Genomic DNA, 13,429 nt, shown 5'->3' on the forward strand with positions numbered 1-13,429 from the left:
AGATTAACGCTGTATTAAATAAAGTTGGACAACCACCCTGTTTCCCCTGAAAAAAATGAGATTTTTTCTATAAATATGTTTATTTTTCGTCTGACTATATTCGCTTTCATTTGCTTTTGTTACAATGTATGGAAGAATATCTTTTACATGCGAGGGATAACATGTCCAAAAAAATCTCCATCCTCGTTCAATTAATCATGGGCTTCTCTCTAATCATCTTCACCATCGTAGGATTCACCATTTTTTTGTCCTACCGCTCTTCCTCTCAAGCTGTTTTAAACCGCTCCAACCAATATATCCTGGAATCCGTCAAGCAACTTCAAGGTAAAATGGACGCAATTCTTCAGGATAACGATAAGCTTTCTTCTACGATCATGTTCAGTCCCTTGATTCAAGAAACCTTGGGAGACTTAGCGTTGTCACGTTCACCTCGTACAGACGCCATGGAAATTACTCGTTACATAGATCAACAGACACGTTCCATAAACTCTGACATCCAGTTCAAGCTGCTCGGGCTGTCCGATGATCAGGTGTATACCAACAGCAGTTCCTTAAAGGTCATCTGGGACAGCGAAAAGGAAATCCGTGATGCTTATTGGTTTCCGGCTATAGCACAGAATAAAGGCCGAATGGTCTGGTTCGGTGTAGATGTATGGCAGAACGGTAATATCCCTGTGGTGATGGGAGCCAGACAAATTAATGATTGGAATGATCTAAACCGGTTAGGAACCCTATTTCTTGTCCTCCCTGTCGAGGTTATCCATAACGCTGTCAGCCAATTTCACCTCGGCAAAAATGAGAAAATCCAAGTTGTTGATTCATTTAATACCATTGTCTATTCCACAGATCCAAAAGAAATTGGACTCTATATGAACGACGGGCTTCTAAAACAATTCAGCAATCATAAAGCCAGAATCATTCCACAAAAAATAAACTCACGCAATCTATTCGTATCCTATGCCTATTCCGACTATAGCGAGTGGAGCGTTTTTGCTTACATTGATTCTAAAGACGCTGTCAAAGATTTAAATACGATTCGCCGGAATATTATTTTAATTGGCCTGCTGGGGATGGGTGCTGCCCTACTATTCACTTTCTTTTTCTCTTGGACCCTATCCAAGCCCCTTCGTAATCTGGCAACCAAGCTGAGCAATGTCGAACGGGGAACTACTTTACCTTTTGTAAAAACAACCATGAACAAAGAAATGGCTATCCTTTATTCAAGCTATAATTCGATGCTCCAAAACTTGGATCATACTATCGCTGACCTATCCAGCAAGCAGATCAGTGAAAAGCAAGCTCAGATCGTAGCACTCAAAGCGCAATTCCGCCCGCATTTCCTTTATAACACTTTGAATACAATCTATTGGTCGCTCGCCAACAAACGCATGCAGGAAGAGTCCCAAATGGTACTCGCTCTAAGTGACCTGCTCCGCTATAGTATTGACCGCGGATCCGAATTCGTTACAGTTGAGGAGGACTTAAAGCAATTAGAACGATTCATTTTTCTCCAAAAGCTGCGCTACGAGGACAAATTGCAGATTGATCTTTTTGTAAATCCTGAAGTTATGAATGGCCAGCTTATGAAATTAACCCTTCAGCCACTTGTCGAAAATGCCATTACTCATGGACTTGAACCCACACTTCGGGAAGTATGGCTAATTCGCATACGTGCCTATAGTGAAGGAACATCTCTGGTGTTAACTGTAGAAGACAACGGGGACGGCATGAGCGAGGAAAGTATGGCAGACGCATTAGTCGGCGGTGAGGTTAATCCGGAGAAGCTGCTTCATACCGGAATTGGACTATCCAATCTAAATCATCGCATAGAGCTGATCTACGGACAGGAATTTGGTCTACAGCTATCAACAAGCGAGCTTGGTGGCTTATTTGTGAAAGTCACTGTTCCATTACAGTATGATCAAAGTTAAGGAGGCACAACGATGAATGTGTTAATCGTGGACGACGAAAGTTTTGTTCGCCGTTCTCTGTCAGAAATGCTGGGAAGTGCGAATCATAACTTTAGCATTATTGGCTCGGCAGAGAACGGTTTAGAAGCTGTGCAACTGTTAAAAGAGCATATGGTTGATCTGGTGATATCCGATATACGAATGCCCGGCATGGATGGACTGGAACTTGCAAAGCATATCCATGAATGTTATCCAGACACTGAAACCGTGCTGCTCACAGGTTATCAGGATTTCACCTATGCTAGTCAAGCCATCCGTTATGGTGTAAAGGAATATTTGGTTAAACCAAATTCAGTAGAACATATTCTTGAAGTCGCAACAGGCGTATATGAACGTCTTCAATTGAAGAAACAGCAGAGGCAATTAACGCAGCTGAGAGAAAAAAACCTTCGGGAGAAACGCTTATCTGATCTTCTTTACGGCATCCCGTTACCCTATTTTGAAGAACAACTTATTCCTCCTTTTCATTCCTTTGTAGTCATAACCGTAAACCATCTTGGAGTAGGCATGCCGCAGAACTGGTCGGAACAAGCCATGTATGCAGCGGTCGTTAATATATTAGAAGAATGTTTTGCGCTGTACGCCAATGTTGTTGGTATTCAAGAGGAGCAGGAAGCCATCATGCTATTATTCTATCCTCTTGAGCAGCCTAACGGCGTGGATGAGGTATTGACACAAGAGCTGTTGCATAAGCTATCGGGTATTCTGAAATCGCCATTCTGTGCAGGGGTCTCCAATCCTCACTATCAATTGGGGGCACTCGCGACCGCCTATCACGAGAGTCTGGAAGCTTGTCAGCAGGTCAAAAAAGAGAGTACGCCATCCGTTATCTTTTTCAGAGACCTCACCATACATTCGGCTTCTCCACAGCTCGCTGAACAATTACAAGTAAAGGCAACGCGCAGGGTAATCTCTATGATGATTGAGGTTATGAATTCCCGGCTCCAAGAGAATCTCTCCCTCAAAATGATCGCAGATGAACTGTATATGAATCCTACCTATCTCGGCCGATTGTTTAAAGATGATGTAGGGGAACCTTTCTCTAGCTTCCTTACCAAACTTCGTATTCAAAAAGCTACTGAATTATTAGAGAATGTTACTCTCAAGGTGTATGAGGTTAGCGAATTAGTAGGCTTTAAGGATCCTGCGTATTTCAGCCTTATTTTTAAGAAATACATGGGGATGACTCCTCAGGAATTTCAGAAGCACAACAAATAAAGTAGAGGTGTGTTTCTCTTGAATGTAAATGGTAAGTTGATTACTGTCCTATTAACATTTGGCTTATTACTTAATACAAGTGGTTGTCAGCTCTCCCCTTCCAAGGAAGATACCGCTTTACAAGACCCGATACAGCTGAACATCTGGCTCACTGCCGGATCAGGTCTTGAGTCGCTCATTGACCAATATCAATCTCAACATCCCGAGCTAGAGATTCATATTCAAACCTCCACCTCCACGCAGCTTCCAGCCAAGCTACAGACTTCATTCGCAGCAGGTTATAGTTCCCCGGACGTGGCTGCCATTGATATTAGCTATTTGGATCGCTTCAAACAGTTCCCTGATTATTTTTATAACCTAAAAACTTTTGAAGCTGACAATCTGAAGGACCAATTTCTGAATTGGAAGTGGCAGGAGGTGCTGGGTAATGATTTTATTTTCGGATTACCAACGGAAATTGGACCCTATGCCATGTTATATCGAACGGATATATTCGCATTATCAGGTCTCCCTACTAAACCAGAGGAAGTGGCTAAAGAAATCCAAACTTGGGAGCAATTCCTTGAAGCGGGCACCAAAGTACAGGAGAGAACAGGAAAAGCTTTTGTAAATGACTTGGAGAACCTCTATCTCACCCTTCTACGTCAGTCCAAGCTTCAATATTACAGTCCCACAACGCAAGAATTGATCCTCGACAATAATCCAGCGGTCAAACGAGCCTGGGACTTCTCAATTCAAGCCCTTAAGCTAAATCTGTCCGCCAGTATTGCAGTGGATACGCAACGCTGGGGTGCAGGCCTGCTCAACGGAGATTTTGCAGTCATGCTCTGTCCGGCTTGGATGATTGGTCATATCAAGAGCAGTGCTCCAACTGCCAGCGGTTTATGGAATGTAACACAAATCCCAGAAAACAGCGCTAATCGCGGAGGCTCCGTTCTGACCTTACCAAAGACAGGTAATCATCCTGATGAATCCTTTGCTCTTATTAAATGGCTAACCGAACCAACGCAGCAATTGGTTTCTTTCAAGGTACAAGGGGCTTTCCCTTCCACCCCCGAAATCTATGATGACCCAGAGATCCACGATCTGCATGATCCTTATTTTCCTAATTCAGAGCTTGGTCTGACCCTTTCGTCAGCAGCAAAAGCAGTAATTCCGACCTATTACGGCCCTCATCACGCTGACGTGGAGACAAGCATGCTCGAATACTTGACCAAAGCTGAAAAAGGCGAGCTAGCTCCTGAACTGGCTTGGACCCTTGCTGTTCAAGCCGCAAAGCAAATAGACAGCTCCTTCCGCTAAGTAATATCATAAAAAAGGCTCTCCCCGGCTAAATTAGCCTGCTGGGGAGAGCCTTTTTTTAAATCATTTTCGCTTTATTTTTGCGCAGCCAGGAAAGCATCCAGCTGTTTTTGTTTCTCTGCAATAATCTTATCGAGCCCTGCCTTTTTCAGCTTATCAGCATACTTAGTCAGTACGGTATCAGGATCAACAGAACCCGTATCCAAACTGATGTCGTATTCATCCATTACAGCTTTACAAGCAGCCATTTCAGTCTTCATCGCGGAGGCGTCGAAGTTGAAACCAAGCGCTACAGAAGCTTTACCTTTAGAGTTAAAGGCTTTGAATTGTTCCCATTTGTCTGGAGCTTCACTTTCCCACACGGGGTTCAGGAATTGACTTCCAAGCATCCAAGCTGCAGCCGTATTATAATCAGCTGTTTTATCTGTAGCTTTGATCGTATCACCACTTACGACTTCATAGTGCACACCTTTTATACCGAAAACAAGCAGATTGTTGATATCTTTATCTGTGTGCAGAATATCTAGCACCATCATAGCCCGGGCCGGATCACCAGAGGAAGCAGAGATCGCAAGCATAGATCCAGCAGCATCACTTGTAGAAATCGTTGGATCATTGAATGCAATTTGTTTCAGCTTGCCAACCAAGCCGGTAGCATTCGCCAGCTCACTATCTTTACCTGGTTTAAGCGATTGCACTGTCATAAAGACATTGCCAGCCTTCATTGCATCCTGAGTCGAATTCGTAGCAACTGCGGCGTCTTTGTTAATGTAACCCTTTTTCATATACTCACGAGTAAGTTTAATGATTTCTTTATAACGATCCATCTCAATCATCGATTGAATCTTAGTATCTGAGGAATCTTTAAGCAGAACACCAGGAATGGCAGCATCACCAAGGGTATCGTATTGTGCCATGTACTGTGAGTTAAAGGTCTCACCTTGTTTGAAATACAATGGAGTCAGGTCAGGTCTTTTCTCCTTCACTACTTTGAGAACTGCATCCAGATCTTGAATGGATTTCACATTCGACATATCGATGCCCAGTTCATCCGCAATATCGGAGCGATAGACAACCCCACCTTGTGCAGCCAGCTCCTTGTTTGTAGGAACAGCATAATTCACACCATTGATCGCTGAACCTTTTAAGAATTGTGGATCCAGATTTTTTAGAATCCCTTGGCCGTATTCATTTAGGAGATTACCATATTTACCGCTATCGTCATTAATCGGGAGATAAGCGCCTTTAGCTGCATTCGTTACGTAGTTCTTCCATTGAGCTGTAAAGATGATATCGAATTTTTCCTGACTCGCAATTTTCAGATTGACATCATTGTCCCATGGACCCCAATCGATCGGTGCGATATCCAATTTGGCGTTGATTTTAGGTTCCAATAACTTATTGATTTCATCTTCTACTGCTTTTTCATCCTTTTGCACTGCACCGACATAGATTAACTTGACGGTATAAGGCTCCAATTCTTTTGCCGGTTCGGCAGTAGGATCTGCAGCCGGCTCATCCGTAGCAGCAGCATTGGTAGCGGTTGCATTTTCACTTGGAGCAGGTGAAGCTGCTTCATTATTCCCGTTATTCCCACCGCAGCCTGCTAAACTAAGACTCAGTACCATCGTTAGCAATAGTGTCATTAGTGCGCTTTTTCTAACAGCTTTCATATACACCATAACCTCCCTCAAAATATTTATATATGCTGAATCGGCCGTTCACACCTTAGCATAAAGCGGCCGAATTAAGCCATGACAATCGTCCTTAACCTTTGACAGCACCCACGGTAAGCCCTTTAATAAAATACTTCTGGAAGAAGGAATATACAAACACGATAGGTCCAATACCAATAACAGCCATCGCCATTCTTACCGTTTCTGTCGGAATATTGATCTCTACACCTTGTGCAGCTAAGGCAGCCATCGCCTGAGGACTTGCAGTCAGGAACTGAACATTCAGCATCGTCTTATACATTAGGTATTGTAAATTGACATGACCTTCGGGTGAGATAAAGATCAAACTAAGGTACCAATCATTCCAATAGGCCAGGGTCTGAAACAAACCTACTGTAGCTAACACTGGCATAGACAAAGGCAAAATAATTTGAACGAAGATCCGGAATTCTGGTGCCCCATCGATCTTAGCAGATTCGATTAAAGCTGGTGGTATGGTATTGGCAAAAAAGGTCCGTAAGATGATAACAAAGAAAGCAGAAACCAGCAGCGGCATAATTAGAATCCATAACGTATCCTTCATATGCATCATTCGCGTGTAGACCAGATACCAAGGCACAAGGCCACCATTAAACAACATTGTAAAAAACATAAAAAATGAGAAGAAATTACGATGTGGAAAATCTCCACGTGAGATAGGGTAAGCGTACATAGCCATAATGATAAGACTCAGAATCGTGCCCACCACAGTCACAAATAACGAAACGGAAGCTGCATCGATAATTTGCCAATAATCTTTTAACAGAAATTCATAAGAAGAAATATCCCACTTGTTAGGAAAAAAGCTGTACCCGTTCTGAATAACGGAATTCTCGTCCGAAAACGATACAATAACTACGAGGATCAGCGGCACCACACAAATCGCTGTGTATATCCAAAAGAATATATTAATTAGCAAATTAGATATATTAGATATTTCATTGGGTTGTCTTTGCCGTTTTGTGCGCTTTCCTGTACGCCGTGACGACCCTATTGCTGTTTCTGTCTGGCTCAACACTCCCACCTCCCTTTAAAATAAAGCATCATCTTTACTGATTCGTCGCACTGCTAGATTCGCCAAGAAAATCAATAGAAATCCTACAACAGATTGAACGAGACCCGCGGCTGAAGACATTCCTATATCACCGATTGCAAGGAAGGTCTGATATACATAAGTGTCGATAACCTGCGTCGTCGAGTATAACGCTCCTGCATTTCTCGTAACCTGAAAGAATAATCCGAAGTCTGCGTTAAAAATCCTACCTATCTGCAGCAGCGTCATTACTATAATAACTGGACTGATCAGGGGCAGCGTGATTTTTCGAATCTGCTTCCATTTAGAAGCACCATCAATAAGTGCCGCCTCATAATATTCATTATCTATTCCAATGATAGCGGCCATATAAATAACCGTTGTATACCCAATCTCTTTCCATATCTTCACAATTACAAGAATCCCAGGCCAATATTTAGACTGTGAATACCATTCGATAGGATCTACCCCAAAGAACGGGAGTAATGTCTTGTTCATGAACCCATGCTCTGCACTCAGAAAGCCGTATACTAAGTAACTTACGACGACCCAAGAGAGAAAATAAGGGAGAAACATAGCGCTTTGATGGAATTTCGATAGCCATCTGCTGCGCATTTCGTTAAACATAATTGCGAAAGCTAGCGAAAAAAATAGCGTCAGTATAATAAACGCTGTATTATACAATAACGTATTCCTCGTAATGATCCAGGCCGTCTCCGTCGAGATTAAATATTTGAAGTTTGCTAACCCGACCCAATCACTACCCAGAATCCCTTTTTGGTAATTGATATCCTTAAATGCAATTACCGTTCCTAACATCGGTATGTAGTTATTGATGATTAAAATCACTATCGCAGGTACCATCATCAAATAGAACACCCAGTATTTCTTCATTACTCTAAGAAAATTCGGCGTTCTTCCCCTGCCTGGTTTCTTTACTTCTGACAAGCTGACGGAAGGATTCGTCACACTCATTTTTGGTTCCCCCATTCTCCATCATCCCATTCTTAAGTCCCAAATACTCTTGCTTGCCTAACGTTTTGCGTATCCTCCTTACACTCTAATTAAAACATATGATAATTTATGGGAGTATAGGGAACATATTATATTTCTATAAAAAAAGAGACGATTATCCTCGAAAATCAAGGAAAACCATCTCTTCAGCCTCTAAATAGAGGCAAAAAATTTAATTAATCATAGCTTATGTACCTTAATCGCATTTATCACAGCCAAGAACTGATCGATAATCTTTGCTCTTTATCACAGCCAAAGGCTGGTTGATAATCTTCGTACTTTATCACAGCCAAGGGCTGGTTGATAATCTTTGTACTTCATCACAGCCAAGGGCTGGTCGATAATCTTTTCTCTTCATCACAGCTAAGGCTGGTTGATAATCTTCGTACTTTATGGTCGATACTTCCTGTCTTAAATTAACTAGGCAATCAGCCCTTGTGTTCTCAGAAAGGCCCACATCCGTAGGTGTGGGACGGCCCCTATACTACTACGAAGAGGGGTGAGGGAGAAGGAACGGAGAGGAAGTTTGGAACTGTAGGAGCGTAGCGTTCGCCTTTATCCTCGGATTTCAACCGCTAATAGCGGTTTCTAATCAAGAAATCTGAGGATAACAGCGACCGGAAGTCCAAACATTCCTTGTAGCGACACTAACCTCGCCACTCAGCAACAAACATTCCTTGGAGCGACGCTAACCTCACCACTCAGCAACAAACATTCCTCAGAGCGACGCTAACCTCACTGCACTTCGGTCCGGCATCGGTCGCGATACTCCTTAGGCGACATCCCCGTCTGCTTCTGAAATACCTTGGTAAAATAACGCCGCTCCTGATAGCCAACTCCCGAGCCAATCATCGTAATACTCTTATCGCTGTTAGTTAGCATAAACTTCGCAGCTTCAATTCGTTGTAGGGTCACGTATTCCACGAAAGTCATAGCAAAACGATTCTTAAATAAGAGACAGAAATAACTGCCACTAATCCCGATCTTATTCGCCACTTCCTCAATCCCAATATCAGAATGGAGATGTTCTGTGATGTACTTAGCTGCTTGGTTCATCAGCTGATCCGGTGTTTTTTTGCCAGAATCATCTTCACCTTCAGGGATTTCCTGAAAAATTGGAATGCTATTATACAGTTTATTCTTAAACTGCTTACTACGGATCTTAGCCCCAATCTCCCGTACCTTATTGCCAAGCTCTTCATAATGTATCGGCTTACAAATATACTCTTTAACACCTAGCCGAATCGCTTCCCGTGCATAATCAAACTCCTGATATCCGGTAAGAAGCAGCACCTCGCTATCCAATCCCATCTCCCGCAACTTACCGATAAAAGTTAACCCGTCCATCACTGGCATACGGATGTCACATAACACAAGATCAGGCTGTTTCTCCTCGGCAATACGCAAAGCATCCATTCCACTTCGCGCCATACCGACAACCTCCATCCCCATCTCCTGCCAAGGCAATACCCTGTTCAGATTATTCAGAATTGGGGCTTCGTCATCAACCAATAATACTTTTAGCATAATGATCTTCCCCCTGCTCGTATTTAGGTATGACACATTGGATAATAGTACCATGACCTGGACTAGAACAGATAAATATTCCGTACCTGTCACCGTATTCAATGCGGATGCGATCTGCTACACTGCGAATACCAAGACCTCTGCGTTCAAGATTCATCCGGTTATCCCGTTCAACCTTAACTTCTTGCTCCACAGGATCATTCACAATATATTGAAAAATAGCTAACTGAGACGGTGTAATACCAATACCATTATCTTCAATACGTAAAATCAAATCCCCCTGCTTCTCCCAAACTTTCACAGAAACATGACCTTTGTAATCAATGCCCTCAAATCCATGTTGAATACTGTTCTCTACAAGCGGTTGTAAAGTGAGTTTAAGGATACCGCAACTCATCAATTCATTCGGAATATCGATCTCGTATTCGAACAAATCTTCAAAGCGGAATTTTTGTATATCCAAATAATTGCGTAAATGTTTAACTTCTTCATCCAGTGTAATCTCTTCCCGATCCTGAATGCTAATTCGCAAAATACTGGCCAGCCTGTAGACCATCTCACTAACTTTTTTACCTTCATTCTGTATAGCGAGAACATTGATTGATTCTAATGTATTGAATAAAAAATGTGGTTTAATCTGTGCCTGCAGAACACGCATCTCAGCTTGATTCTTGCGACGCTGCTCCACATGAATTCTGTTAAATAACCCATTAATTTTATCCATAAGATCATTAAATCCCTTAGCAAGCAGCGTTAACTCATCATTTCCTTTAACTTCTACCCTAGTGGTCAGATCTCCGTCTTCAACCCGGCGCATAAAACGAACAATGACGGCGATGCCGCCGGTAATCCGGTTCATAAAAAATAAATTGAAGATCACAGCTGCCAATAAGCAAAGGAAAATCACAGCGACGAACCAGCGAGCAAATACTGTAACTTCGTGAGACAACGTATTCCAAGAAGTCACAGATACCAGACTCCATGGATAGTCCTTCAAGTGATACATGGAAAGAATGCTTTTCTCCCCGTTGTACTCTGTTTTGAAACTCTGAAACCCTTTTTTAAAGGTAATCTCTTTATCCGCGAAAGACTGGAAGTCCTGTCCATCCAGCTTTTGATCTGGGTCAAAAAGAATCATTCCATCATCATTTACAAGCATAAAGGAAACATCCTGATTGCTATCCCCAATTTTTAGATTGCGAAATATGGATTCGAACTCCCAATTCTTGATCTGCACAACTAGGATACCTATGTTCTGAAAGAAGCTCAATTCCTTCACTAAGCGAATTTGTGTAAACACAGGTTCAGTACCCGTAAGCTCGGGATACTCGTGAGGAGCCAGCCATTTCGGCACACCATTCAAGTCCATAACTTCCTGGTACAGATCACTTTTTTTGAATGTATCATAGGGTAGCGTTCGGAAATTTTCCTTGTTAAAAAGCGACACGATTTCAGAGTTACCTCTACCGTTAAAATTGTACAAAAACGCATAACTGATCGATGGATGATTAAACAACAGACTACGGAAATTGCGCTGGCTCGCATTCAGATTCAGTTGCTCAGCATCAGTCAAATCCTGATTGGTAGGATCATCTGCACTAAGGGCCATATGAAATACCGAGGTAGCAATTCCGTTGTCTGTAACGTTATCCATATCTTTTAGTACATTAGAAATACTGTAACTAATCGCTTTAAGTGAGTATTCCGACTGCTGGCTGTACTTTTTCTCAATTGAATTATAAGTCACAAAAAACATAAGCATGCCTAGAATAAATAAAGGAATGATAATCAGGCCCAAAAATGCCGTAAATAATTTATAGCGCAAATTCATCGGCTAGTGCTCCTGACTGAGAATAAAGTTATCCTTTTACGCCGCCCGCTGTTACACCTTCAATAATCTTCTCCTGCAGAATAGCATAAATGATAATTACCGGCAGGACGCTGAAGACGATACCGGCTGACATTTGTGCATAGTTCATCTGGTATTGATCACGGAATTGGACCATACCTACTGGAAGCGTTCGCAGCTCGTCATTTGACAGGAAGTAGTTAGCTAGCAAGAACTCGTTCCAATTTCCCAGGAAATTAACAATGAATACAGTAACCATAGCCGGAACCGTTAGAGGTACAATAATTCTAGCAAAGATACCCGGTGCCTTCAAGCCATCCATGACCGCAGCTTCTTCTATTTCTCTAGGTAAATTTCGCATAAATGCTGCTAAAATAATGATCGTAAATGGAATCGCATTGGCGATATAAGGAATGATCAACGCCCAGTGGGTGTTCAGTATTCCTAACTTACGTACAATCGTATAAATCGGCAGCATTAAAGCATTATTCGGAATGAGCATTCCTACTAAAACCAGTGAGAACAAAATAGTATTCCATTTCCCCTGACGCATCCGCGTAACCGCAAAAGCAAACATAGACGCAAGCAGAATGGACACTACAGAAGCAAGGATCGAAATGTACAAACTGTTGAAAAAGTAAGTACTGATCTTGGCATTTACCCAAGCTTCGACGTAGTTATTGAAGACGAATTCCTTTGGAATGCCAAAAGGATTAAGCGCAATCTCATTATTATCCTTTTTCACAGAAGAGAATAATACGAATAGGAAAGGAAACAGGATCACTAACAAATAGAATAAAAGGGCAATATGTGGCAGACTCTTTTTCAGGGCGCGTGGCATCAGTATTCAATCCTTTCTGTACGACGTGCAATCAGCAGCTGATAAAGGACTGTAACCACCAGTGTAAACGCAAAGATCAGGACAGCGATGGCATTTCCGTATCCATACTTAAAGTTCGTGATCGCATATTTAATCATGTATGTTGCCATTACATCGGTTGAACCTGCAGGTCCCCCCTTAGTCATAACGATGACAATATCCGCCGCTTTCATTGCTCCAGCAATGGATAGCATAATTACAACCGAGATGATCGGTACGATTAGTGGGAGCGTGATACGGGTAGCGCGTTGAAATCCGGTTGCGCCGTCAATGGCTGCAGCTTCATCCAATTCACCAGGAATAGCTAGAATCGCCGCTAGGACCATAACGATATAAAATCCAGTCCACTGCCAAGCATTCGTCAACAAAATAGAAAGCATTGCAAATCTCTCATCTGACAGCCAGTAAATAGGATTAATTCCTACTAGACTAAGGAGCTTATTAAAAAGTCCAATGTTGGGCTCATAGATAAACCCCCAGAGAATACCGATAACCGCTGTAGACATAATGGAAGGCATAAAGACTGCTGTCTTATATAAGCCCTTTAACTTCTTCACATTAGAAATCAATAACGAGAAGAATACGATCAACGGTACCTGTATACATACGGAGAAAAGAATAAACCAACCGTTGTTTTTAACGGATATCCAGAATCGTTCATCTCCTAATGCTTTCTCATAATTACTTAATCCGGCTGATTTAACCGTCTCCGATACACCGTTCCAACTGGTAAAACTGTAATAAATAGAACTGAAAATGGGGTAAATGAAAAACATCGTGAACAATATCAATGCTGGAAGAACGAAAAGGAAAAATACCACTGGATTTCTTAATGCTTTATTCATGACTACCTCCGGTTGCTTTGACATCTGGCGAATAGTGAATGCTTCAGATCAAGTGCAAACACATATTTTCTTTGAT

At 42.1% G+C, this 13,429-nt stretch carries 10 protein-coding genes; 3 read left to right on the top strand and 7 right to left on the bottom strand.

Annotated elements, in window-relative coordinates; translation table 11 throughout:
• Window positions 1-161: 161 nt before the first annotated feature.
• The 3 genes from NYE35_RS22500 to NYE35_RS22510 are packed head-to-tail and all read left to right on the top strand — an operon-like array spanning window position 162 to window position 4,490.
• Window positions 162-1,931 (top strand): sensor histidine kinase, encoded by a 1,770-nt coding sequence (locus NYE35_RS22500; RefSeq protein ID WP_036682901.1) that lies wholly within the window; start codon window positions 162-164, stop codon window positions 1,929-1,931.
• Window positions 1,932-1,943: 12 nt separating this feature from the next.
• Window positions 1,944-3,188: a response regulator gene (locus NYE35_RS22505; RefSeq protein ID WP_036682902.1), complete on the top strand. Its 1,245-nt coding sequence runs from the start codon at window positions 1,944-1,946 to the stop codon at window positions 3,186-3,188.
• An 18-nt stretch (window positions 3,189-3,206) separates the two neighbouring features.
• Window positions 3,207-4,490 (top strand): ABC transporter substrate-binding protein, encoded by a 1,284-nt coding sequence (locus NYE35_RS22510; RefSeq protein ID WP_076274225.1) that lies wholly within the window; start codon window positions 3,207-3,209, stop codon window positions 4,488-4,490.
• Window positions 4,491-4,564: 74 nt separating this feature from the next.
• On the opposite strand, the gene NYE35_RS22515 is transcribed toward NYE35_RS22510, so the two are convergent.
• The 7 genes from NYE35_RS22515 to NYE35_RS22545 all read right to left on the bottom strand — a co-directional run bounded on the left by NYE35_RS22515 (window position 4,565) and on the right by NYE35_RS22545 (window position 13,353).
• Complete coding sequence (locus NYE35_RS22515) at window positions 4,565-6,163, bottom strand: ABC transporter substrate-binding protein (RefSeq protein ID WP_038572551.1); 1,599 nt, start codon at window positions 6,161-6,163, stop codon at window positions 4,565-4,567.
• A 94-nt stretch (window positions 6,164-6,257) separates the two neighbouring features.
• A complete protein-coding gene (locus tag NYE35_RS22520; RefSeq protein ID WP_235219483.1) occupies window positions 6,258-7,220 on the bottom strand; it encodes a carbohydrate ABC transporter permease in 963 nt (320 codons plus the stop codon).
• 15 nt (window positions 7,221-7,235) lie between these two features.
• Window positions 7,236-8,213, bottom strand: a complete 978-nt coding sequence (locus tag NYE35_RS22525) for an ABC transporter permease (protein ID WP_341122070.1) — start codon at window positions 8,211-8,213, stop codon at window positions 7,236-7,238.
• 774 nt (window positions 8,214-8,987) lie between these two features.
• Complete coding sequence (locus tag NYE35_RS22530) at window positions 8,988-9,779, bottom strand: response regulator transcription factor (RefSeq protein ID WP_036682908.1); 792 nt, start codon at window positions 9,777-9,779, stop codon at window positions 8,988-8,990.
• Window positions 9,757-11,610 carry a cache domain-containing sensor histidine kinase gene (locus tag NYE35_RS22535; RefSeq protein WP_036682911.1) on the bottom strand — a complete coding sequence of 618 codons (1,854 nt, stop codon included), beginning with the start codon at window positions 11,608-11,610 and terminating at the stop codon, window positions 9,757-9,759. Before NYE35_RS22535 ends, NYE35_RS22530 begins: the two co-directional genes overlap by 23 nt.
• Window positions 11,611-11,638: 28 nt before the next feature.
• A complete protein-coding gene (locus NYE35_RS22540; RefSeq protein ID WP_036682912.1) occupies window positions 11,639-12,469 on the bottom strand; it encodes a carbohydrate ABC transporter permease in 831 nt (276 codons plus the stop codon).
• Window positions 12,469-13,353, bottom strand: coding sequence for a carbohydrate ABC transporter permease (locus tag NYE35_RS22545; RefSeq protein WP_036682917.1), 885 nt, complete (start codon window positions 13,351-13,353; stop codon window positions 12,469-12,471). The genes NYE35_RS22540 and NYE35_RS22545 overlap by 1 nt, the downstream gene beginning before the upstream one ends.
• Between the last annotated feature and the right edge of the window lie 76 nt (window positions 13,354-13,429).

This window comes from Paenibacillus sp. FSL L8-0494, assembly GCF_038003695.1.
Classification (GTDB): Bacteria; Bacillota; Bacilli; order Paenibacillales; family Paenibacillaceae; genus Paenibacillus_AQ; species Paenibacillus_AQ odorifer.

What these genes read in the sequence shown, in the direction of transcription:
- NYE35_RS22505 (WP_036682902.1), top strand. Translation starts at nt 1,944, where the DNA reads ATGAATGTGTTAATCGTGGACGACGAAAGTTTTGTTCGCCGTTCTCTG.
- NYE35_RS22525 (WP_341122070.1), bottom strand. Translation starts at nt 8,213, where the DNA reads ATGAGTGTGACGAATCCTTCCGTCAGCTTGTCAGAAGTAAAGAAACCA.
- NYE35_RS22545 (WP_036682917.1), bottom strand. Translation starts at nt 13,353, where the DNA reads ATGAATAAAGCATTAAGAAATCCAGTGGTATTTTTCCTTTTCGTTCTT.
- NYE35_RS22500 (WP_036682901.1), top strand. Translation starts at nt 162, where the DNA reads ATGTCCAAAAAAATCTCCATCCTCGTTCAATTAATCATGGGCTTCTCT.
- NYE35_RS22530 (WP_036682908.1), bottom strand. Translation starts at nt 9,779, where the DNA reads ATGCTAAAAGTATTATTGGTTGATGACGAAGCCCCAATTCTGAATAAT.
- NYE35_RS22535 (WP_036682911.1), bottom strand. Translation starts at nt 11,610, where the DNA reads ATGAATTTGCGCTATAAATTATTTACGGCATTTTTGGGCCTGATTATC.
- NYE35_RS22540 (WP_036682912.1), bottom strand. Translation starts at nt 12,469, where the DNA reads ATGCCACGCGCCCTGAAAAAGAGTCTGCCACATATTGCCCTTTTATTC.
- NYE35_RS22515 (WP_038572551.1), bottom strand. Translation starts at nt 6,163, where the DNA reads ATGAAAGCTGTTAGAAAAAGCGCACTAATGACACTATTGCTAACGATG.